Origin of the sequence: Xanthomonas sp. GW, assembly GCF_014236815.1 — a bacterium.
In the GTDB taxonomy this organism is placed as follows: domain Bacteria; phylum Pseudomonadota; class Gammaproteobacteria; order Xanthomonadales; family Xanthomonadaceae; genus Xanthomonas_A.
The window spans coordinates 2,083,938-2,107,877 of the sequence record NZ_CP051189.1; the positions used below are offsets into that span (position 1 = coordinate 2,083,938).

Genomic DNA, 23,940 nt, shown 5'->3' on the forward strand with positions numbered 1-23,940 from the left:
AAAGTCTAGCCGACCGCCGAGGTCCGTTTTTTCGCCCCAGCAGGAGAAATCCCCCATGCAGGTGATGGAGCGCATCCAGGCCGACGTCGAACACCACCCCATCGTGTTGTTCATGAAGGGCACGCCGCAGTACCCGATGTGCGGCTTTTCCAGTCGCGCACTGCAGGCCCTGTTGGCCGCCGGCGCCGACCGGCTGCACACCGTCAACGTGCTCGACGAGCCCGAGATCCGCGCCAATCTGCCGCGCTATTCGAACTGGCCGACGTTCCCGCAGCTGTTCATCCACGGCGAACTGATCGGCGGCTGCGACATCACCATGGAGCTGTTCGAATCCGGCGAGTTGCAGCGCATCGTGGCCGAGGCCTACCAGCCGTGACAGCGGAGGCGACGCCGCACGCGGACGCGCTGGCGCAGCGCGTGGTGCTGGTCTGCGGTGCCGCCGGCGGGCTGGGCAGCGCCGCGGCCATGGCCTGCGCCCAGGCCGGCGCCACGGTGGTGCTGCTCGGGCACAAGCCGGCGCGCCTGAACCGGGTCTACGACGCGATCGCCGCCGTTGGCGCGCAACCGCTGCTGTATCCGCTGGACCTGCTCGGCGCCACGCCGGAGGACTACGCGACGCTGGCCGAGCGGCTGCAGGCCGAACTCGGGCGGCTGGACGGACTGCTGCACTGCGCCGCCGATTTCGTCGGCCTGACCCCGTTCGAACACGCCGACCCGGCGCAGTTCGCGCGCGCCATCCATGTCAACCTGACCGCCCCGGGCTGGCTGACCCAGGCCTGCCTGCCGCTGCTGAAGCAGGCCGCGGACGCGGCGATCGTGTTCGCGCTCGACGACCCTGCGCGCGTCGGCCAGGCCTACTGGGGCGGCTACGGCGTGGCCCAGCACGGCCGTCGCGGCCTGCTGGCGACCCTGCACGGCGAACTGGCCGCCTCGACGGTGCGCGTGGCCGGGTTGCAACCCGGGCCGATGCGCACCGCGCTGCGCGCACGCGCCTACACCCACCAGGAAGACCTCGACGCGGTCGATCCGGCGCACTACGCCGCCGCCTGCGTGCAACTGCTGTCATCCGCCGGCGCCGCGCATCGCGGCGCGATCTGGAATCCCCTGGCATGACCATCCTGTCGGCAGCCCTGCTGCTGTTCCTGATCCTCGACCCGCTGGGCAACATCCCGGTGTTCCTCAGCGTGCTCAAGCCGCTGCCGGCCAAGCGCCAGCGCGTGGTGCTGGCGCGCGAACTGCTGATCGCGCTGGGCGTGCTGATGGCGTTCCTGTGGGGCGGCAAGTACGCGCTGGAAGTGATGCACCTGCGCCAGGAATCGGTGGCGATCGCCGGCGGCATCGTGCTGTTCCTGATCGGCATCCGCATGATCTTCCCGCGCCCGGAAGGGCTGATGGGCGAGATTCCCGACGGCGAGCCGTTCATCGTGCCGCTGGCGATTCCGCTGGTGGCCGGGCCGTCGGGCATGGCCGCGGTGATGCTGATGGGCAGCAACGAACCCACCCGCCTGGGCGAATGGAGCCTGGCGCTGATCCTGGCCTGGATCGGCACCTCGGCGCTGCTGTTTGCCGGCACGCTGCTGTACAAGCTGCTCGGCATGCGCGTGCTGATCGCGGTCGAACGGCTGATGGGCATGCTGCTGGTGGCGATCTCGGTGCAGATGTTCCTGGACGGCCTCGGCGTCTATCTGAAGCTGCCGGTCGCCGGCTGAGCGGGCCACCGCGCGCCTTTGTCGCGCCTGTCGCTACGCGCCAACGCTGCGACATCCCTGGCGTTTGCGGCAATTCGATGACATGTGCGGCGCTTTTTTGTGCCGCCGTGTGTCGCTGCGTGGCGCCAGATTAAGTTCCTGTAAACGCCCGAGGCATACGCGGGCGAAATAGCCCGCCTACCGTAGCGCCCTCCGAAGCGGTGGGCGCGCGTGCGCCGTGTCCATGCCAATCGCGCCCCCGCTCTCTGCCGCTCCCACGTTAGCCACAGAGGCGTTCGCCCGATGAAGTCCCGTTCCGCACACCGTATTTCCACTCTTTGCCTGGCGCTGGCGACCGCGCTTTCGGCGCATCCGGCCCTGGCTCAGGACGCCGGCACCGACACCGCGGAGCAGCGCGTCACCGCCTCCAGTACCTCCAACACCACCGCCGCCTACGAGACCAAGCGCGTGCAGCAGTTGGACAAGGTCAACGTCAATGCCGACAAGAGCAGCTACGTGCTCGGCGGCGGCAACATGACCGTGCAGACCGCCAGCAAGGCGATTTCCACGGTGACCCGCGAGGCCATCGCGCAGGCGTCCGGCGGCAGCAACTTCACCCAGATGATCGATGCGATCCCGGGCGTGGACGCCGCCACCAGCGACGTGACCGGACTCAACAATGGCAACTACAGCCTGCGCGGCTTCGACTCCTCCGCGATCGGCATCACCGTCAATGGCGCGCCGGTGACCGACAGCGGCAGCTACTCGGTCTACGCCACCGAATACGGAGATGCCGAGAACTACAACGACATCACTGTGACCCAGGGCACGCCCAACGTGGACCAGCCGGAAATGGGCGCCACCGGCGGCCAGATCGCCTGGTCGACGATGGACCCGAGCCACACGTTCGGCGTGGACTTCACCCAGAGCTTCGGCAGCAACGACTATCGGCGCACCTTCGTGCGCGTGAACACCGGCGATACCGGCGCAGTGCGTTCGTGGGTGTCGTTCTCGACCAACAGCGCCGACAAGTGGAAGGGCAATGGCGACATGTCGGTCAACAAGATCGACGGCAAGAGCGTATGGGACATCAGCCCCGGCAACTCGATCAGCGCCTCGTTCCAGTACAACCGCCAGTCCAATTACTCCTACAACACCGCCAGCAAGGCGCAGCTGGCCAGCGATTACGACTACGACTACAACGACACCTGGGGCGGCGGCAGCACGTCGGCCGACCAGTCCTACTGGAAGTTGCGGCGCAATCCGTACAAGAGCCTGCTGGCCAGCCTGGACGGCGAGTTCACCCTGAGCGACAGCCTGCGCCTGTCGGTGGTGCCGTACGTGTGGTGGGGCGACGGCGGCGGTTCCAGCGCCGCGTCGGTGTATCCGTCCACCAGCGGCGGCAACGTCTATGGCTACTCCAGCGGCGTGAGCGGCAGTCGCGACGTCGACTACACCTATTCCTACTCCAGCACGGTGCGTCCGGGCGTGGTCGCCAAGTTCTTCCAGGACATCGGCATGGACCACAACCTGGTCTATGGCCTGTGGTACGACCGTTCGCGCAAGAGCCAGAACAACAGCATCGTCAAGACCGACCAGAGCACCGGCCAGGCCTGCGACATCTGGGCCGACAGCGACGATTGCTTCCTGGCCTACGCCGATGGCCAGGTGCAGCAGAGCTACCGCACCTACACCGTCACCGACGTGCAGAAGTACTTCATCCAGGACAACTGGACCCCGGCCGACGACTGGGCGGTCAACTACGGCGTGTCCTGGATCCATGCCACGCGCAAGGGCCACAACTACCAGTGGCCGGATACCGCCAAGGAGATCGGCGTGGACTTCGACAACAGCTACAGCAAACTGCTGCCGGCCTTCGGCATCAAGTACGCGCCGGATAGCCGCAACCAGTTCTACTACGGCGTGGCCAAGACCTTCCGCGTACCGGCGACCAATTCGATTTCGGTGAACCTGTCGGCCGCGCAGGAGATTCCGGAGCCGGAATCGGCCTGGACCCACGACCTGGGCTGGCGCTACTACGGCGACCGCTTCTCGCTGTCGGCCATGCTGTACCAGAGCAACTATAGCAACAAGCAGATGTCCAGCTACGACCAGGCCACGGCGCTGACCACCTACATCTCGATCGGCAAGGTGCGCATGCGCGGCTTCAACAGTGAGGCCAGCTACAACATCACCGACAATCTCAAACTGTATGGCTCCTACACCTACACCCAGGCCAAGATCCTGAGCGACACCCTGGCGGTGGGCACGTCCAACGGCATCTACGACTATGCGGTCGGTGGCAAGCAACTGGCCAATACGCCGAAGAACCTGGCCAACCTGCGCCTGAGCTACAGCATCGGCGACTTCTGGGTCGCGCTGAAGGGCCGTTACTCCGGTTCGCGTTACGGCGACTACATGAACACCGAGCGGGTAGGGGGCTACACCACCTTCGGCGCCGATGCCGGTTACGCGTTCGCCGACTGGGGCTGGCTGAAGAAGCCGTCGATCAAGCTCAATCTGTACAACCTGACCGACAAGCAGGCGGTCACCTGGGCCAGCACCACGCAGGTGTTGGCGGCTTCCGGCGCCAGCGAGTATCCGGACGTGGTGTCCACCGGCACCCCGTACTACTCCGTGTTGGAGCCGCGCGCGTTCGCGGTAACCTTCGGCGGTTCGTTCTGAGGAACGGCAGAGCCCCATACCGGGGCTGGAAACGGAAAGCAGTGCAAACGGCCGGGGTCTAGCCCCGGCCGTTTGCGTTTTTGCGGGCTTGCTCCGCCGTCAGGCCGTGCCAAGCCCGCCACGGGACTGTTGCAGTGTGCGGATATCTGCATCTGATCCTTGTCGGATCGTTGCCCATGGCTGCCCTCGCCAAGCCGTTTCCGGATCGGTCCGGCACCTGGGTGAGGGGCGCTCGCAGCACCATGCGGCGTGCCGGAGTGCGAGCCGCCGCCGTCTCGGTTGCGGAGCCGCGCGGGCGACCGTTAGCCCGGCCACCAGTCCTGGGACAGGCGAGATACGCGAGCGCCTGCGTACCACCGCCCGGCGGTCCGGAAAACGGCGCTGATTGCTGTGTCCGCTCACTTCGTGAGCCGACGATTCGAGCAAATCCTGCGCAGCCGACGCTACCGGCCAAACCATCGAGTATCTGCACTACCTGAGCAGGCGATGCGGGCCCCGAGGCGTGCGCGGCGGTGTCACCCAGTGTCCTGCACCGACATGGGAACTGCGATCCATGTCGTGTCATGTCCGTCTATGCCGGTTTGTCACGTTTCGGCAACAAATCGGCCCTATGGTGTTAAACTCGCGTTAACCCTTGCGGGGGATCCAGCAAGGGGGCACGAACCACATTCCGCTGCCGTGCGCCCACCAGGACGGCTAGCTATGCGCATTTCGTCAACTCCATCGAGGCTATTGCAATGACTCAACCCCGCCGTCTCCGGATGTCCAAGCTCACCCTTGGCCTCGTTGCTGCGCTCGCCGCCGCCCCTGTGTTCGCCCAGAGCACCTCCTCCGGCATCGGCGGCGTGGTCACCCACAATGGCCAGCCCGTCGCAGGCGCCGAAGTGACCATCACCCACGTCGAGTCCGGAACGGTCAGCCGCGCCAGCACCGATGCCAGCGGCCGTTACAACGCGCGCGGCCTGCGCGTCGGCGGCCCGTACAACGTCACCATCACCAAATCGGGCGACGGCACGCAGACCCAGGAAGGCATCTATCTGGGCCTGGATCAGGTCGCCAGCGTCAACGCGCAGCTGACCGGCGACGTCGCCACGCTGGAGTCGATGCAGGTCACCGCCTCGCGCGGTTCCGAGGCGTTCACCTCGGACAACAAGGGTGTTTCCACCAATCTGTCGCGCGGCGATCTCGACCGCACGCCGATGCCGGACCGCTCGATCCAGAACGTGGTGCGTTCCGATCCTCGCGTCGTGGTCACCGACCGCGATCGCGGCGCGTTCTCGGCAATGGGCCAGAACAACCGCTACAACAGCATCACTGTCGACACCATCAGCGCCGGCGATCCCTTCGGTCTGAACGATAACGGCCTGCCTACCAAGGGCACGCCGATCTCGCAGGACGCGATCGAGAGCTACAACATCTCCACCGCCAACTTCGACGTCGCCACCCGCCGTGGCGTGGGCGCGTGGGTCAATGCCGTCACCAAGAGTGGTACCAACGATTTCCACGGCTCCGCTTACTACGTCTACCAGAATGCCGACGACATGATCGGCAAGGGCAAGACCGACGCCAAGTGGACCGGCTACACCAAGGACACGACCAAGGGCGCGACCCTGGGCGGACCGATCCTCAAGGACAAGCTGTTCTTCTTCGCTTCCTACGAGGAGAGCGAGAAGACCAGCCCGGGCGCGATCTGGGGCACCTCCGATTCCAGCGCCACCAACAAGGTCACCGGCCTGACCACGGCGCAGCTCCAGCAGATCACCTCCACCGCCGAAAGCCTCGGACTCTCGCCGGGCGACGACGGTTCGACCAGCACCAACATCGAGAGCAAGCGCTACCTGGCCAAGCTCGACTGGAACATCAGCGACTACCATCGCGCCAGCCTGCGCTTCAGCCGGACCGAAGAAGACGAGCCGATCATCACCGCCAGCAGCTCCACCCAGCTGAAGCTGTCGAGCAACTGGTACGTCCTGAACAAGACCAACACCAGCTACGCGCTGAGCTTCTACGACGACTGGAGCGAGAAGTTCTCCACCGAAGCCTCGGTGGGTTACAGCAAGTTCGAGCAGGACCGCGCGCCGCTGGTCGGCGGCTACCAGCCGGAGGTCACCGTGCGCACCAGCGGCGCCGATACCGGCACCAGCGTGCTGCTTGGCACCGATTTCTCCAGCCAGGCGAACGTGCTTAGCGTGAAGAGCTGGAACGCGTACTTCGCCGGCAGCTGGTTCCTTGGCGACCACGTGGTCAAGGCCGGCGTGGACTACCAGCAGGACGAGGTCTACAACCTGTTCCTGCAGCGCTACAACGGCACCTACGCCTTCAACTCGATCGCCGATTTCGCCAGCGGCACCTATCGCCGCTACCAGCTCTCGCAGCCGGCCGCAGGCTATACCCTGGACAACGTCGCCGCCATCTTCAAGATGAAGCAGTACGGCCTGTTCCTGCAGGACACCTGGCAGGCGACCGATCGCCTGTCGATCCAGTACGGCCTGCGCTACGACATGCCCAAGGTCGATCCGCTGCCGACCTACAACCCGTGCTTCGCCGCGGACGCAGGCGTCACCGGCAATTTCGGCGCGTGCGGCCTGCGCGCGACGCCGGCCAACGCCAATGCGTCGGTGGGTGGCTTCGGCTTCCCCAACACCGGCACCATCGACGGCAACAGCGTCCTGCAGCCGCGCTTCTCGTTCAACTACGACCTTGGCACCGAGCGTCCGACCCAACTGCGCGGCGGCGCGGGCCTGTTCATCTCCAACACGCCGGCGGTCTGGGTGGGCAACCCCTATTCCAACAATGGCGTCGCGGTCACCACCTATGACGTCAACCGCCGCAAGACCGCCGCCGATCCGGCGTTCAGCGCAGATCCGTTCGGCCAGAACGTCCCGGGCGGCACGGTGACCCCGCCGGGCCTGGGCAGCTCGAGCATGACCGTGAACGTGGTCGATCCCAACTTCAAGCTGCCGGCCGTCTACAAGTACACCTTGGGCCTGGACCACCAGTTGCCGTGGCAGGACCTGGTGTTCACTGCGGAATACCAGCACCTCGACGTCGACAAGGGCATCCTGTACCAGGATCTCAACATGGGCGCGCCGACCGGCACGCTGCCGGACGGCCGCAACACCTACGCGCGCTTCCCGACCCAGGCGCCGGGCAGCGCCAATACCGCAAACTGGAACAAGAATGCCTCGTTCAGCAACGTCATCTATCTGACGAACACGGACAAGGGCAAGTCGGACAACTTCACCGTGTCGTTGAAGAAGCCCTTCGACGGCACCTGGAGCGCGATGCTGGCCTACACCTACAGCCGCGCCACCGAAGTGAACCCGGGCACCTCCAGCGTCGCCTACAGCAGCTACCAGAATCGCGCCTGGTACAACCCGTCCGACGATGCCGAAGGTATCTCCAACTACTCCATCCCCAACCGCATCATCGCGCAGCTGAGCTGGGAGCATAAGTTCTTCGGCGACTACGCGACCCGCGTGTCGGCGTTCTACGACGGCCACAGCGGCGCGCCGTACAGCTGGGTGTTCGGCAACGACGCGCAGGGCCTGGGCCTGTCCGGCCGCTCGCTGGCCTACGTGCCGTCCGGTCCGGGCGACGTGGTGTGGGCCAATGCGACCTCGCAGCAGCTGTCCTCGTCGTTCTGGGAGTACATCGGCAAGCATCCGGAGCTGGCGCGCTACAAGGGTGACGTTGCCGAGCGCAATTCCTCGCGTGCACCGTGGGTCAACCAGCTGGACATGTCCTTCAGCCAGGAAATCCCCGGCTTCGCCAAGGGCCACAAGGGCGAGATCCGCCTGGACATGTTCAACGTGCTGAACATGCTCAACAAGGATTGGGGCGTGGAGCGCCGTGCCGACTTCCCGCTGGTGCGCAACCTGGCCAACGTGGCCGGCGTGACCGCCGACGGCAAGTACATCTACGACATCTCCAGCACCAGCCTGTACAACCGCAACGGCACCTATGCGCCGACCGATCTGGCCATCAACGAAACGCAGAACCCGTCGCAGCGCTGGTCGCTGCTGCTGACCCTGCGCTATACGTTCTAAGCCTTGGCGCATGCGTTATACGAAACGGCCGGGGCAACCCGGCCGTTTTCTTTTGCGGGGGCTGACGCTAAAGTCGCCGTTGACGACAACGACAAGAATTCCGATATGACGACGAGCAATACGGCCGCGCGGGCGCTGCCGGTAGTGGACGCGCGGATCTACCCGCGCGGCGGCCTGGACATCCTCTCGCGCGCCGAAGTGGTGCGCCTGCGCGATGCCTCCAGCGGCGGCCTGCACGAACTGCTGCGGCGCTGCGCGCTGGCGGTGCTGACCAGCGGCAGCGCGTCCGACGATCCGCGCGCCGCGCGCGACCTGTATCCCGACTTCGACATCCAGGTGGTCCAGCGCGACCGCGGCGCGCGCATCGACCTGTTCAATGCGCCGGCGATGGCCTTCGTGGACGGGGAGATCATCAACGGCGTGGCCGAACTGCTGTTCGCCGTGGTCCGCGACCTGGCCTACATGGCCATCGAACTCGGCCCGGGCTCCGCCGCCGACCTCGAATCCAGCGAAGGCATCACCAGCGCCGTGTTCGGGCAGCTGCGCAACGCGCGCATCCTGCAACCGGCCGATCCGAACCTGGTGGTGTGCTGGGGCGGTCATTCGATTTCGCGCGACGAGTACCTGTACACCAAACAGGTCGGCTACGAGCTGGGCCTGCGCGGTCTGGACATCTGCACTGGCTGCGGCCCGGGCGCGATGAAGGGGCCGATGAAGGGCGCCACCATCGCCCATGCCAAGCAGCGCAAGCACGACAACCGCTACATCGGCGTCACCGAGCCGGGCATCATCGCCGCCGAGTCGCCGAACCCGATCGTCAACCACCTGGTGATCATGCCGGACATCGAGAAGCGCCTGGAGGCCTTCGTTCGCATCGGCCACGGCATCATCGTGTTCCCCGGCGGAGTCGGGACCGCCGAAGAGATCCTGTACCTGCTCGGCATCCTGCTGCGCGACGAGAACCGCGGCCTGCCGTTCCCGCTGATCCTGACCGGCCCGACCATCGCCGCGCCGTACTTCGAGCAGATCGACCGCTTCCTGCGCCTGACCCTGGGCGAGGCCGCCACCTCGCGCTACCAGATCATCGTCGGCGACCCGATCGCGGTGGCGCGCAAGATGGCCGAGGGCATCCAGGAAGTGCGCATGCACCGCAAGGAGCAGAAGGACGCGTTCTACTTCAACTGGTCGGTGGACATCCCGCTGGAATACCAGCGTCCGTTCGTGCCCACCCACGAGGCGATGGCCGCACTCGACCTGCACCACGGGCGCCCGCCGCACGCACTGGCGGCGGACCTGCGCCGCGCCTTCTCCGGCATCGTCGCCGGCAACGTCAAGGAAGACGGCATGCGCCGCATCGAGGAGTACGGCCCGTTCGAGATCCACGGCGACGCGGACATGATGCAGGCCCTGGACGAACTGCTGCGCGCCTTCGTCGAACAGCGCCGGATGAAGATTTCCGGGGAGTATCGGCCTTGTTATCGGGTCATGGCCTAGCTCGGCATTCCCGGGCGGGGAGGGTGCTGCCCGGACGCTGAGGTTGGGTTTGGACCGCGGCGCCTGAAGCCGGAGGGGGGGACTCCAGGGAGCGACCATCGCTCCTTTGGGGCTTGCGGTATGATGCGCCGGGGTTCAGGATTGCGCCATCACTCTGGGGAGAGTCTAGATGTCGTTTCGTCGTGCCGGGTTCACGCTAGTGGAACTCGTCGTCACCATTGCGGTGATGGCGGTGGTCATGGCGATTGCATTCCCTAGCTTCCAGAACACGTTGCGCTCCCACCGGGTGTCGACGTCGACCAATGACGTCATTTCGCTGATCTCGCTGGCCCGCAGCGAAGGCGTTCGCAGCACCCACGGCGGTGGCGTCTGCGCAAGTGGGGATGGCGCCACCTGCGGTACCGATTGGAGCGCCGGTTGGTTGGCTTGGGCTGATGCCAATGCCAATGGTTCGCTCGATGCCGGCGAGGTCGTATTGCGGTTCTCCAATGGCAGCGGACATATCGTGGCGACCGGCCCAAGCAGCCCGGTCACGTTTGACGCGCGCGGCTTGCGGAGCAGCGCCGGGACCCAGGTGATCGCGTTGCAGCCCGATAGCTGCGGAGGCCAGGCCTTCCGCCGCACGCTGACGATCACGCCCACTGGCCAGGTAAAGACGGTGGCGGGTGCCTGCATATGAGCCAGCGCCACCGCCGGTTGGTCAAGGGTCGGCAAGCTGGATTCACGCTGATCGAAGTGATGATCGCTGTTTTGATCCTGGGGTTCGGACTGCTCGCTTTTGGATTGCTGCAAACCATGAACGTCCGTTTCACCAAGAGCGCACAGCAGCGCACCGTCGCCAGTAACCTGGCCTACGAAGTCGTGGACATGATGCGGATGCAGCGCAGCGACTCGGGTCTGTATGCATACAGTGCGATCGACTACGCAAGTTTTGCCAGCGTCGCCGAAGGTGACTGCGCGAGCGCGACCGACGCCAGCATCGCGAACAACATCGCGCGCTGGAAGTGCCAGGTGAAAAATTCGCTGCCCGAGGGGGCGGCCGTGGTTCAACTGGAGAGCGACGGCAACGTCACCGTGACCCTGAAGTGGGGTGACGCTCCTTGGGAGACCCAAGCCGCCAAGAAAATCTCGAGTTTCACGCTGAGGAGCCGGATATGAGGCCGGTTCGCGTTGGGGCTCGGCACGTGCGCGGCATGTCGCTGATCGAGTTGATGATCGCATTGCTCATCGGATTGATCCTGCTGGTCGGTGTGATCCAGGTGTTCGCCGCTTCGCGTGCGTCTTACCAGATCTCGCAGGGCGTTGCGCGCAACCAGGAGAATGGACGCTTCGCGATGGACTTCCTGTCGCGCGACCTGCGCATGGTCGGCCATGCCGGATGCGTCAACGACCAATCCTTGCTGACACAGGATGCGTCGGGCGCGGTTTCCGGCGGCAATATCCGTTCGCTGTTCATGAGTGGGGCGGACCGGGACGCCAACAGCGTCGCCAACCTGGAATTCCCACTACGCTTCGACCTCGGCGTACAAGGTTTCGACGCGAATGGAACTGCGCCCGGCGATAGCCTGACACTGCCTGCCACGCCCGTTGCCGGTAGCGCAGCGAGTTGGACGCCGGCCTTGCCTAGCGTGATCTCTAACCTCAACCCGGTCGCCGGCAGCGACATCGTGGTCGTGCGCTATCTCTCCGCGGAGCAGGCGCCGCTGACAGGCCTGACCCTCGGGGCCACGTCTACTTTGCAGTACGCGGCTTCCGACGCGGCAGTGGCGACCCAAGGCTCCGGCCTGTATGCCATCGCCGATTGCAACAGCGCCACCGTCTTTCAAGCCGCATCGGCACCGACGACAACATCGATGTCGGTGGCGGTCAGTGGCTTGAACAAATCGAGTTTGAGCTATGTTTCCGGCAACGATGGCGCGTTGTCGTACAAGGCCGGCGGGACAATGCTGTATCGCGCGGAAACCCGCGTTTACTACGTCGCGATGAACCAGGAAAGGACTTCTCCATCGCTGTATCGCACCCGCTGGACGTCGGTGCCCGGTTCCAATGCTACGCAGGCCAGTACCGAGGAAATGGTCGAAGGCGTGGAGTCCTTGCAGTTGCTGTATGGTGAAGACGCTCAAAGCAACGTCTCGCTGCCGCCTTCGGGCCATATCACCAAAATCAATACGGCCGCCACGATCGGCGACGCTGCCAACGCCGCGCGCTGGCGCCGTGTAGGCGCGGTGCAGATGGCGCTGCTGGTGAGAGACGGGGATTCGCAGAAGTCGGGGACATTGGCGGCTTCCCATCATTCCTTGCTCCAGGTTTCCATGACGCCGCCAAATGATGGTCGCTACAGGTCGGTCTATGAAACGACCATCGCGATGCGCAATCGACTTTTCGGGAACTGATCCATGATGGCTCGTCGTCCGTTCTCGCCGGTCTCTCTTCGCTCTCAGCGCGGCGCTGTGTTGTATGTCGCGTTGATCATCCTCATTCTGCTGACCCTGATCGGTATCGTCGGCATGCAGGTGGCGACCATGCAGGAGCGCATGTCGTCCAACTATCTGGCCGCGAACCAGGCGTTCCAGAAAGCGGAACGCGGTGTGCGCAATGCGGAAGTGCAAATAGCGGCGAACGCGGCTTACGACTACGAAGACTGTGCCACGCCATTCTCCGCAGAAGCCTGGGCCGACAATGCTGACGATGCCCAGGTCGACGACGTGAGGGTGCGCAACATCAGCCGTTGCACGGGGCAGTGCAGCGCCGCTGCTGCTGCCGACGAATCGGAAACACTCTGTAACTGGTATCGAATCACTGCGTACAGTCGGGATCAGGATAGCGCTGCGGACTCGTCCTCGTTCGCTGCTGTCGACAGCATCTACATCAAGCCTTAATGGATCTCCGATGAAAATCAAGTACTGGATATTGTTGGGGCTGTTGGGCATCGCGGCATTCATCGTGGGGCGGGCGATCACCGCGCCTGCGGAACTGAATATCTCGCAGCAGCCCTTATTCTTGCGCAGCTCGCTTCCGCCGCTGAACATGCTGGTGATGGGGCGCGATCATAAGTTGTATTACGAAGCCTATAACGACGCATCCGATCTTAACGAGGATGGTGTGCTGGATGTGGGTTACAAGCCGGACACCATCAACTACTACGGCTATTACAATTCCAACGTCTGTTATGAGTCGGTGCAGGGGACGGGCGGGCAGTTGTTCCGGCCCGTAAGCCAGGCGACGGGTAGCAAAAACAAGCAGTGCAGCAATCTGTGGAGTGGCGACTTCCTGAACTACGTCACCACCTCGCGTATGGATGCGTTGCGGAAGGTGTTGTTTGGCGGCTATCGCGAAACCGATGGCGCAACTGAAACGATTTTGCGTGCAGCATATATTCCAGAGGATGCGCACAGCTGGGGCAAGGAATATCAAAGCATCACCCGGGATGGGTACGACATCAGTAAGTACACCCCCTATGCCGCGCCTGCCAATGGGCGTTATGTCCTGTTCGCGGTAACGACGCTTTCCGACAACGGCATTCCGCAGTTGCGCGTTCTCAACAATACGCCGTTCCGGATATGGAACTGGGTTTCGATCGAGCGCCCTGTCGCCGGTGACGATTGCTTTACTACTTCAAGTGTCCGGGTCAATTGCGTCAAGAGTGCGCAAACGGGATGGACGCTGGTCCCTAATGGCGCTTATGCAAATCCTTTGGATATCGTCACGTGGAGTGATTCTGTGGCGTCCCCAGCCAGCAAGGCCGAGATGGATGGCCTGTTTGCTGCCGATAAAGACTCCAATCGTTGCGGGTCGGGTAAGGTCGCCGCTATCAATACCAGTGGAGGAAATAATAATCCTTTTGCCAGTTCCAAAGGGTGCGGCCAAAACAACTATCACACGCTTATTTCTGGGAAAATAAATATAACCCAGGCGGGGAATTACTGGTTCGCGGTCAATGGCGACGATGCCGTTGATGTTGCGATCGACGGCACTATGGTCGCATCTTGGTATGGTGGACATGGTGTGAACTCCAGTACGGATGGTTTGAATAGCCACTCGGGAATGATCAATCTTTCCGCTGGGCTACATACAATCGTTTTTCGGCATGAAGACGGTACAGGCGACGATAGCTGGCAGCTCTATTGGGTGCCGCCCGCCACCCCAAATGCGACTGCGATGGATAACTATGCCTTGCGAGTCGAGGCTTGCCCGGCCACCGCCGAATTGCGCGAAGACAATTGCAAGATCTATCCCAGCGGCGGTATCAAACCGACCGGCATATTGCATGATTACGGCGAAACCGACCGCATGTATTTCGGCTTGCTCACCGGTTCTTATGTGAAGAACATCTCCGGTGGCGTACTACGCAAGAACATGGGAAGTTTTTCCGACGAGATCAATCCAAGCACCGGGCAGTACTGCCTGAACGGGAATTGCGGCGCCGGGCACGACGTCAAGGGCGTAGTGCACACCATCAGCACCTTCCGCATGCTGGACTTCAGATATAGCGACTACACCTACGGCTGCGGCTGGATCACCACGCGCCCGGTGAACGAGGGCGAGTGCTGGATGTGGGGCAATCCGGTCGCCGAAATGATGTACGAGACCTTGCGTTACTTCGGTGGCGCGAAGACGCCGCGCAGCGAATTCGACTACACCAACGGTGTCGACAGCTCCACGCTTGGGTTGTCCAAGCCCACATGGAAGCCGCCTTATGTGGCGGCCCAGGACGGCGGCGGCGGTTATCCGAAGTGCTCTCAGCCGACCATGACGGTGTTGAGCGACATCAATCCTTCCTACGATTACAGTGTGCCCGGTACGCACTGGGGGACGATGAGCTCGAACGGCGATCCCGCGTCTTTGCAAGGTCTGAATGTATCGTCGCAGGTCGATCAGATATGGGCTGACGAAGGAGGCGGTTCGCGAAGCGTATTCATTGGTGAATCGAATGGCGTCACCGACAATGCGCCGACGCCGAAGACGATCAGCAATCTCTCTACGGTCCGCGGTCTTTCGCCGGAGGAGCCCAGTAAGCAAGGTACCTTCTATTCGGCCGGCGTTGCCCGCTACGGCGCCACCAATTTCATTGGCGGTGAGAAGCACATGCGGACGTACTCGGTGGCGCTTGCGTCGCCGTTGCCGAAATTCAAGTTTCCGGTGGGCAATGGCAGCATCACCTTGGTGCCGTTTGCGAAATCCGTTGCTGGCTCTGCGGGCGTCGCTGGCTCTGCGGGCGGTGGCCCCATCAGTGCCACCAGTAATTTCCAGCCGACGAATCAGATCGTGGACTTCTATGTCCAGAAGGTGGCCAACACCGACGCGCAGGGGCGCGATAAGGACGAGAAAACCAATGGCGGGCGGCCCTATGCAGAGTTCCGCATCAACTACGAGGATGTCGAGCAGGGCGCCGATCACGACATGGATGCGTTCGTTGTATATACGCTTGCCGTCAATCAGACCAACCAATTGGTTGTAAGCCTATCCTCTGAATACGCCGCAGGTGGCATCAGCCAGTACATGGGCTATGTCATTTCCGGGACCGACGCCGATGGCGTCTATCTGGAGGTCAGGGATCAAGGTGGAGACAATGTTGCATATCGGCTCAATACGCCGCCCGGCCGCGCTCCCGGATACTGTAATACTCAGGCCCCTCCGAACGACTGTGTTGGCTTGCCGCTGAATGCGACCCGCACCTTCAATGTAGGCAACAGCGTGGGCGCCGGTCTGCTTGAAAGCCCGCTTTGGTACGCAGCAAAATACGGTACCGATCTCAATCCGGATGCCAACAACGACGGGACCCCGGACAATTATTTCCTGGTGACCAACCCGCTTTACCTGAAGTCGCAGCTCACCAAGACATTCGATGCGATCGAAAACCAGAACGGCAGCAGTGGAACCGTGACCGTATCGGGCGCACGGGTTTCCTCCAGCTCCTATGTGGTGGCGCCGAGTTACGGAAACTACAACAACGGGGCGGACTGGGTTGGTGATCTGCAGAAGTTCCCGGTGCTGTCGTCGGGCTTGCTGGGAACGGTGCAGTGGAGCGCTGCGGCCAAGATGCCGACGGATTCCGCTGGCGTAGCGCAACGCAAGATATACACCGCGCTTTCCAGTGTGAATTCCACCAACCGCGGCGACGTCGTGCGCGAGTTCACTGCAGCCAATTTGGTCGCAGCGTCGAGCGGCAGCGCGGTGGCGGATGCCTCCGAAATCTTCAACCGCCTCGGTTATACGACTGGCGACATCATCAACAAGTTCGGCGGCAGCGTGACGCCCAGCCAGCTCGTCGGCTACCTGCGTGGCGACCAGACGATGGAGGGGACGACCAAGAACACGGCGCCATTCCGCCGTCGTTCCAAGATCCTCGGCGATATCGTCAATTCTTCGCCGGTGATCGCGACCAAGCGGGCTAACTACGGTTGGGCAACGGCCACCGGGTTGGTCTCGGCGGCGCGCACAAGCTATGCGGCTTACTTGACCAGTAAAGCGCAGGCGTCGCACGAATACGTCTACGCCGGATTCAATGACGGAATGCTGCATGCATTCAACGACGCCGGCGACGAAGTCTTCGCGTATGTGCCCAATGGCGTGTTGGGGAAGACCGGGTTCCTCGCCGATGCCGGGCTGGACGGTGGCTCGGGCTACACGCACCGGTTCTATGTGGACGGTCAGTTGACTACAGCCGACGTCTATATGGGCGGGCAATGGAAGACGGTAGTGGTGGGCACCGCCGGCGCCGGCGGCCGCTCGGCATTCGCGCTGGATGTCAGCGATCCTTCCTCGTTCTCGGCCAACAACGTTCTTTGGGAGGTCAACGGGCAGAGCGACGCGGAGCTCGGCTACGCGATGGGCAAGCCTGTCATCGTGCCGCTTCAGAACGGCAAGTGGGTGGCGCTGATCGGCAATGGCTACAACAGCGCCAACAGCGATCCTGTGTTGTTTGTCGTGGATATCGAGACAGGCAGTGTCTTGGCCAAGTTGCGTCCCAACGATCAGGACGATGTCAATGTCAATGGCCTTGGCAATCTGGTCACGCTGGACGCCGACGGCAACGGCCTAGTCGATACCGTTTATGGCGGCGACCTTCAGGGTAATGTCTGGAAGTTCGATCTCAGTGGTGTCAATGCCTCCGACTGGAACGTCGCCTACAACGGCGTCCCGATGTTCGTCGCCCGCGACCTGCATGGCGTGCGGCAGCCGATTACCGGCGAATTCGAGGTGGCGACGGGGCCGGGTGCCGGCTACATGCTCTATTTCGGCACCGGGCGCTATTTCGCGGTGGGCGACAACAGCAGCGCGATCGGCCAACAGGTGCAGAGCCTCTATGGCGTTTGGGACAATGGAACGCCAGTGACCGGCAACCGGGATGCTGCGTTGGTCGCGCAGACCATCACCGCGGCGACGTCGGCGACCCGTTCGGTCTCGAGAAACGCGGTCAACTACTTGCAGAGTCGTGGCTGGTACCTGGACCTGCTCACTACCAATGCCACTGGGGTCGCCCAGACCACGGGCGAGCGCTTCTTTGGCCGGCCGCTCATTCAGAGCGGGTCGGTATCGTTCACGGCCTACCAGCCGGAGGCGGCATCTGATTGCAATCCGGGTGGTCAGAATTGGCTCTACCGCCTCAGTCTGCTGACGGGCGCGGCGGCGTATGGTCAGGTGACCTTGCCGGATGGGACGGTGGTGAGTGGAGGATCGGTCGGTGCCACTGCGACAGGTTCAGGCGCCCCCAGTCGCGGGGTGGCGGTCACGCAGCCGGTTGCCTCGGAGCCAGTGTATTGCGATCCTGCCGATCCGAAATGCGCTGGCGGCGGCGGATTGCAGCAATGTCAGGAGGTTACGTTGAATCCCAACAAGCCGGAGAATTCCTTGATCTCCCAGCGTTCTTGCGGAAGGCAGTCATGGCGGCAGATCAAATGACTTTGACGACGCCAGCCACATTCACAAAGGCGCAGGCATTGCCGACGGTGAATCGCATCCAGCGCATGCCGCGCGGCGCGCGCGGATTCACCTTGATCGAGCTGATGATCGTGGTTGCGATCATCGCGATTCTTGCGGCGATCGCCTATCCGTCGTACACCGAGTACGTGCGCAAGTCCAGGCGTGCGCAGGCGAAGGCCGATCTGATGGAGCTCACCCAGCAAGCCGAACGCTACCGCACGACCGAGAACCATTACACGGGCTGGCCGCTGCCGTTCGCGCAGTCGCCTCGCGACGGGACTGCGCAGTACACGCTGTCGGTCGACAATCTGGCTGCAGGGACCTACACCCTGAAGGCGACGCCGGTTGCCGGCTCTCCTCAGGCAAACGATAGGTGCGGTACGCTGAGCATCAATCAGTCTGGGCTGAAGGGTTCCGGCGCCAGTGGCACAGCTTCGAACCCCGATTGTTTTTGAGAGATGGACGTCGCGGCTGTAGGCCACATCCGCGACTTGTCGCCGGGCGCTTGCGCTGCTCCTCGACTTCCTACTACAATGCGTCCCCCGCCCGAATAGCTCAGCCGGTTAGAGCACTTGACTGTTAATCAGGGGGTCGTTGGTTCGAGTCCAACTTCGGGCGCCAAAATCCTGCAGAAGCCGCGAGCAATCGCGGCTTTTGTCGTTTCATCCCGGTGCCGTGCACGGCGGTCGCCCTGAGGGCTTGGCCGAACGCACGCGCCCGACGTTGTTCACCACTACTTCCGCAAGCAGATGGCCGCGGCTGCATATCCTGACGGTGATATTGCTGCCGGAACTGCGGCCATCTGGAAGAAACCGAATGGCGCGTCTGCCCTGGCTGGACAGCAGCGTCATCGCCCCCGTGGCGGGCAAGCGTTCCTGGCTCAGGATGCTGCTCGCGTTCGTAGGCTGGCCCTGGCGGTCCGGATCGCGATAGACAATCCAACCTTGGCTCCAGTTGCTGTCGTCGCGGCAGCCGCCATCGCCCGAGGAGGGGCAGGCGCTCACCGCATCCCCCGAAGAGATCGCGCTGTTGCGTGCCAGTGCCAATTGCGTGCTGAGGCGGTGGATCGTGGCGGCAGTGCGCTGCCGCTCCAGCAAATCCTGGAAGGCTGGTAGGCCGGTTGCCGCCAGGACGCAGATCAGCGCCATCACAGCGGCAAGTTGGAGCAATGTGTAGCCTTGATCTCGGAATTTCTGCATGGCTGTCATCCATTCGGCTGGATGGCTGACAGTCTCCGCACTGCATGCAGGGGCTTGAATGAGAGGGTTCACCGTTCCCATGTAAGGAATCTTCCCGGCGCTGCGTCAGCCGAGGTTCGCTCCACTCAAATTCATCTCGAGGCCCGTTCATGTCCGACCGTTTCCAACTCGTATCGCCGTACTCGCCCGCCGGCGACCAGCCGCAGGCGATCGAGAAGCTGGTGGCCGGCTTCGAGGCCGGGCTGGCCAAGCAGACCCTGCTCGGGGTGACCGGTTCGGGCAAGACCTACACCATCGCCAACGTGGTCGAGGCGATCCAGAAGCCGACCCTGGTGATGGCGCCGAACAAGACCCTGGCGGCGCAGCTGTACGGCGAGTTCAAGGCGTTCTTCCCGAACAACGCGGTCGAGTACTTCGTCAGCTATTACGACTACTACCAGCCCGAGGCCTACGTACCGTCGTCGGACACCTTCATCGAGAAGGACAGTTCGATCAACGAGCACATCGAGCAGATGCGCCTGGCCGCGACCAAGACCCTGCTGTCGCGCCGCGACGCGCTGGTGGTGGCCACGGTGTCGGCGATCTACGGCCTGGGCGCGCCGGAGGACTACCTGTCGCTGCGCCTGATCCTGTCGATCGGTGAGCATATCGAGCAGCGCCAGCTGATCAAGCACCTGACCGACCTGCAATACACCCGCAACGAATACGAACTGCACCGCGGCACGTTCCGCGTGCGCGGCGAAGTCATCGACGTGTTTCCAGCCGAGTCGGACAGCGAGGCGCTGCGCATCGAACTGTTCGACGGCGACGTCGAGCAGCTGACCCTGTTCGATCCGCTGACCGGCGAGACCCTGCGCAAGCTGCAGCGCTACACGGTCTATCCGAAGACCCATTACGCCACCACCCGCGAGCGCACGCTCAGTGCCGTGGACACGATCAAGATCGAGCTGAAGGAACGGCTGGAGCAGCTGTATGCGCAGAACAAGCTGGTCGAAGCGCAGCGGCTGGCGCAGCGTACCCAGTTCGACCTGGAGATGATGGCCGAGGTCGGCTACTGCAACGGCATCGAGAACTACTCGCGGCATCTCACCGGCAAGGCCGCGGGCGAGCCGCCGCCGACCCTGTTCGACTATCTGCCGGCCGACGCGCTGCTGGTCGTGGATGAGTCGCACGTCACCGTTCCGCAAATCGGCGCGATGTACAAGGGCGACCGCTCGCGCAAGGAGACGCTGGTGGAGTTCGGCTTCCGCCTGCCATCGGCGCTGGACAACCGGCCGCTGCGCTTCGAGGAATGGGAGGCGCGCTCGCCGCGCAGCATCTATGTGTCGGCCACGCCCGGTCCGTACGAACTGCGCGAGTCGGCCGGCGAGATCACCGAACTGGTGGTGCGCCCGACCGGGCTGATCGATCCGGAGGTGGAGATCCGTCCGGTCGGCACCCAGGTCGACGACCTGTTGTCGGAGATCGGGCTACGCGTGGCGCTGGGCGATCGCGTGCTGGTCACCACGCTGACCAAGCGCATGTCGGAGAATCTCACCGAATACCTGAGCGAACACGGAGTCAAGGTGCGCTACCTGCACTCGGACATCGACACGGTCGAGCGCGTGGAGATCATTCGCGACCTGCGCCTGGGCAAGTTCGACGTGCTGGTCGGCATCAATCTGCTGCGCGAGGGCCTGGACATGCCCGAGGTGTCGCTGGTGGCGATCCTGGATGCGGACAAGGAGGGCTTCCTGCGTTCCACCGGTTCGCTGATCCAGACCATCGGCCGCGCCGCGCGCAACCTGCGCGGCAAGGCGATCCTGTACGCGGACCGGATGACCCGTTCGATGCAGGCGGCGATCGACGAGACCGGGCGTCGCCGCGAGAAGCAGGTGGAGTACAACCTCGAGCACGGCATCACCCCGAAGTCGGTGGCGCGGCCGATCGTCGACATCCTGGAGGGCGCGCGCGCCGATGGCGCGGTCGAGACCAAGTCCGGCAAGGGCAAGGGACGCCGGGTGGCGGAAGAGCCGGCCGACTACCGCATGCTGGAGCCGGCCGAGGTCGCATCCCGGCTCAAGGCGCTGGAGCAGAAGATGTACCAGCACGCCCGCGACCTGGAGTTCGAGGACGCGGCGCGGGTGCGCGACCAGATCAAGAAGCTGCGCGACGCCAGCCTGGTCAGCTAGCCGCACGGCGGCTGGCCTGGTCCGCGCGGCTATTGTTCTTGGCCGCAAGGTGGGCTAAGATTCGCGCCCCTGCAGCGGTATGTCCGCAGCAGCGATGGGCGGTTAGCTCAGCGGTAGAGCACTACCTTGACATGGTAGGGGTCACAGGTTCGAACCCTGTACCGCCCACCACGACATGCAGGCAATGCACTCGTGGAACACGACAAGCCGGCGCCCGCCGGCTTTTTTGTTGCCTATCGTCCAGAGCAGAGCAGAGCAGGGCGGTCGCGTACCGGCGGCGGGTGGCCCTGGCGCCCAGCTTGCTTTAGCATCCAGGCCGACGATCAGGCGAGGAGGCCGTACGCATGATGGAATATCATCATACGATTCAAGTCAAAGGACGCTACCAGCTGGTGGCGTTGACGCGCGAACCGGAATACAGCCCCGCCAACGTGGTGGGCTACACCGTGACCACCGAGGGTGGCGCACGCCTGGACTCGCGCGACATGTCCTGGGACGAGGCGCGGGTCTGGATGGATAACCTGGTCGAGCAGGACGGCGGCGGCGTCAGCGTCGAAAAAAAGCCGTCGAAGAGCAAGCCGAGTACCCGGCGCCGAAGCTAGAATAGTCGCCAAGGTGCATCAGGGAGGATAGGGGCTTGTCGAATCGTAAGATCGTTGCGGCTGTGGTCGTCGTCGCACTCACTGTCGTTGTCGGCTATTTCCTGTCCGGCTACATGGTGTTGCTGCTGCTCAAGCTGGACACGCGCCTGTTCGGGCTGGGCACCTATTACGAATACGTGCATGCCATCGGCTTGCCGCAGGTCGCGCCCTACGTCGGCAAGATCAAGTGGGCCGGCTACCTGGGCTTCGGCTTGCCTGGGCTGCTGTGCCTGCTGACCCTGTTCTTGATGTTCAAGCCGCGCAAGCAGGCCTTGCACGGCGACGCCCGTTTCGCCGGCGCCGCCGACCTGGCCAAGCACGGCCTGTTCAAGCAGAGCGGCAACGGCATCGTGGTCGGCAAGTTCCGCGGCAAGCTGGTGCGCCTGAGCGGTCAGCAGTTCGTCATCCTGGCCGCGCCCACCCGTTCGGGCAAGGGCGTCGGCGTGGTGATCCCGAACCTGCTCGAGTATCAGGAATCGGTGGTGGTCCTGGACATCAAGCAGGAAAACTTCGATCTCACCAGCGGCTGGCGCGCCAGCCAGGGACAGGAGGTGTTCCTGTTCAACCCGTTCGCCGAAGACCGGCGCACGCATCGCTGGAATCCGCTCAGCTACGTGTCCGACGACCCGGCGTTCCGCGTTTCGGATCTGATGAGCATCGCCGCGATGCTGTATCCGGACGGATCGGATGACCAGAAATTCTGGGTCAGCCAGGCGCGCAACGCGTTCATGGCGTTCGCGCTGTACCTGTTCGAGAACTGGGACGATGAGCGCAACATCGGCTTCCCGGGCGGCCTCGGCACCCCGACGCTGGGGGCGATCTACCGCCTGTCCTCGGGCGACGGCAGCGACCTGAAGAAATACCTGAAGTCGTTGTCGGAACGGCGCTTCCTCAGCAGCAATGCCAAGTCGGCGTTTTCCAACATGCTGTCGCAGGCCGAGGAGACGTTCGCCTCGATCCTGGGCACGTTGAAGGAACCGCTCAATGCCTGGATCAATCCGGTGCTCGATGCGGCCACCAGCGACAACGACTTCCTGCTGACCGACCTGCGCAAGAAGAAGATGACCATCTACATCGGCATCCAGCCCAACAAGCTGGCCGAGAGCCGCCTGATCATCAACCTGTTCTTCAGCCAGATCATCAACCTCAACACCAAGGAATTGCCCAAGAGCAACCCGGCGTTGAAGTACCAATGCCTGCTGCTGATGGACGAGTTCACCGCGATCGGCAAGGTCGACATCATCGCCTCGGCGGTGTCATACATGGCCGGCTACAATGTCCGCCTTCTGCCGATCATCCAGAGCATGGCGCAGCTGGACGCGACCTACGGCAAGGACGTGTCGCGCACCATCATCACGAACCATGCACTGCAGATCCTCTACGCTCCGCGCGAGCAGCAGGACGCCAACGACTACTCGGAGATGCTCGGCTACACCACCTTCCGCAAGCAGAACGTGACGCGCGGCAAGGACGTGACCCGCAGCGTGTCGGAAGAGAGGAGGGCGCTGATGCTGCCGCAGGAACTCAAGGCGATGGGGAACGATCACGAAGTGTTCCTGTACGAGGGCATCCCGCATCCTGTGAAGTGCGACAAGATCAAGTACTACAAGGACCGGCACTTCACCGCAAGGCTGAAGCCGAAGGTGGATGTGCCAACGCTTTCCTTGTGACATAGAGTGACGTAGTTCGCAAAATTATTGGCAATCTGGCTGGATTGAACGCTTTTTTGCCAAATGCTTGACGTGAGCATGGCCCTGCGGCACATTCTCGCGATGCTGGTGCGGGGCAATTGGCAATAGGAACAGGGGCGTGGGTTCTCGGAACGCACGCGAGGGTGACATGGAAAGTTTTCTGAAAAATTCCGTTTTTCTCGGCGCTGACAGCCTGTCCTCGGACGTTCTTCGTCCGCAGGAGCGCGTGCGTGCGCCGGATTTACGCGTCCCCCGACTCTGTCACCAGGTTCTTGCGCCGGCTGCGCATCGCGCCGTGCCGTCCCTGTGGCGAAACCTGCAGTTCTCAGACCGTCGGCCATTTGCCGGCCGTCCATCAAAAAACGTTTCCGCAATTTAGAGGCTCGCGTGAAAAGAACG

Annotated in this window: 16 protein-coding genes and 2 tRNA genes; 17 read left to right on the forward strand and 1 reads right to left on the reverse strand. The window is 63.2% G+C overall.

What is annotated here, in order from left to right; all coding sequences use genetic code 11:
* Nucleotides 1-55 precede the first annotated feature (55 nt).
* The 13 genes from grxD to HEP73_RS08795 all read left to right on the forward strand — a co-directional run bounded on the left by grxD (nt 56) and on the right by HEP73_RS08795 (nt 18,460).
* Entirely contained in the window at nt 56-376 is a 321-nt protein-coding gene (gene grxD / locus HEP73_RS08735; protein WP_179565437.1) for a Grx4 family monothiol glutaredoxin, read from the forward strand.
* 89 nt (nt 377-465) lie between these two features.
* Entirely contained in the window at nt 466-1,113 is a 648-nt protein-coding gene (locus tag HEP73_RS08740) for an SDR family NAD(P)-dependent oxidoreductase (RefSeq protein ID WP_255423783.1), read from the forward strand.
* Nucleotides 1,110-1,709, forward strand: coding sequence for a MarC family protein (locus tag HEP73_RS08745; RefSeq protein ID WP_185816030.1), 600 nt, complete (start codon nt 1,110-1,112; stop codon nt 1,707-1,709). The genes HEP73_RS08740 and HEP73_RS08745 overlap by 4 nt, the downstream gene beginning before the upstream one ends.
* A 282-nt stretch (nt 1,710-1,991) precedes the next feature.
* Entirely contained in the window at nt 1,992-4,373 is a 2,382-nt protein-coding gene (locus HEP73_RS08750; RefSeq protein WP_185822884.1) for a TonB-dependent receptor, read from the forward strand.
* Nucleotides 4,374-5,134: 761 nt separating this feature from the next.
* Nucleotides 5,135-8,422: a TonB-dependent receptor gene (locus tag HEP73_RS08755; protein ID WP_255423724.1), complete on the forward strand. Its 3,288-nt coding sequence runs from the start codon at nt 5,135-5,137 to the stop codon at nt 8,420-8,422.
* 105 nt (nt 8,423-8,527) lie between these two features.
* Nucleotides 8,528-9,916, forward strand: a complete 1,389-nt coding sequence (ppnN, locus tag HEP73_RS08760; RefSeq protein ID WP_185822886.1) for a nucleotide 5'-monophosphate nucleosidase PpnN — start codon at nt 8,528-8,530, stop codon at nt 9,914-9,916.
* Nucleotides 9,917-10,085: 169 nt separating this feature from the next.
* Entirely contained in the window at nt 10,086-10,595 is a 510-nt protein-coding gene (locus HEP73_RS08765; protein ID WP_185822887.1) for a GspH/FimT family pseudopilin, read from the forward strand.
* Nucleotides 10,592-11,074 (forward strand): type IV pilus modification protein PilV, encoded by a 483-nt coding sequence (pilV, locus tag HEP73_RS08770; protein ID WP_185822888.1) that lies wholly within the window; start codon nt 10,592-10,594, stop codon nt 11,072-11,074. The genes HEP73_RS08765 and pilV overlap by 4 nt, the downstream gene beginning before the upstream one ends.
* A 35-nt stretch (nt 11,075-11,109) precedes the next feature.
* Nucleotides 11,110-12,309 carry a PilW family protein gene (locus tag HEP73_RS08775; protein ID WP_255423725.1) on the forward strand — a complete coding sequence of 400 codons (1,200 nt, stop codon included), beginning with the start codon at nt 11,110-11,112 and terminating at the stop codon, nt 12,307-12,309.
* Nucleotides 12,310-12,312: 3 nt separating this feature from the next.
* Nucleotides 12,313-12,795, forward strand: coding sequence for a pilus assembly PilX family protein (locus HEP73_RS08780; protein ID WP_185822890.1), 483 nt, complete (start codon nt 12,313-12,315; stop codon nt 12,793-12,795).
* A 10-nt stretch (nt 12,796-12,805) separates the two neighbouring features.
* Nucleotides 12,806-17,818 (forward strand): PilC/PilY family type IV pilus protein, encoded by a 5,013-nt coding sequence (locus HEP73_RS08785; RefSeq protein WP_185822891.1) that lies wholly within the window; start codon nt 12,806-12,808, stop codon nt 17,816-17,818.
* A gap of 65 nt (nt 17,819-17,883) precedes the next feature.
* Nucleotides 17,884-18,294, forward strand: coding sequence for a type IV pilin protein (locus tag HEP73_RS08790; protein ID WP_185823358.1), 411 nt, complete (start codon nt 17,884-17,886; stop codon nt 18,292-18,294).
* Between the two features lie 89 nt (nt 18,295-18,383).
* Nucleotides 18,384-18,460, forward strand: a tRNA-Asn gene (locus HEP73_RS08795).
* 41 nt (nt 18,461-18,501) lie between these two features.
* Here the strand turns inward: HEP73_RS08795 and HEP73_RS08800 are convergent.
* Entirely contained in the window at nt 18,502-19,038 is a 537-nt protein-coding gene (locus HEP73_RS08800) for a GspH/FimT family pseudopilin (RefSeq protein WP_185822892.1), read from the reverse strand.
* Between the two features lie 149 nt (nt 19,039-19,187).
* Between HEP73_RS08800 and uvrB the strand changes: the two genes are divergently transcribed.
* The 4 genes from uvrB to HEP73_RS08820 all read left to right on the forward strand — a co-directional run bounded on the left by uvrB (nt 19,188) and on the right by HEP73_RS08820 (nt 23,520).
* Nucleotides 19,188-21,209: an excinuclease ABC subunit UvrB gene (uvrB, locus tag HEP73_RS08805; protein WP_185816041.1), complete on the forward strand. Its 2,022-nt coding sequence runs from the start codon at nt 19,188-19,190 to the stop codon at nt 21,207-21,209.
* A 96-nt stretch (nt 21,210-21,305) separates the two neighbouring features.
* A tRNA-Val gene (locus tag HEP73_RS08810) sits at nt 21,306-21,380 on the forward strand.
* Between the two features lie 173 nt (nt 21,381-21,553).
* On the forward strand, nt 21,554-21,811 hold the full coding sequence (locus tag HEP73_RS08815) for a hypothetical protein (protein WP_185816042.1): 258 nt from the start codon (nt 21,554-21,556) through the stop codon (nt 21,809-21,811).
* A gap of 35 nt (nt 21,812-21,846) precedes the next feature.
* Nucleotides 21,847-23,520 (forward strand): type IV secretory system conjugative DNA transfer family protein, encoded by a 1,674-nt coding sequence (locus HEP73_RS08820; protein ID WP_185822893.1) that lies wholly within the window; start codon nt 21,847-21,849, stop codon nt 23,518-23,520.
* Nucleotides 23,521-23,940 lie beyond the last annotated feature (420 nt).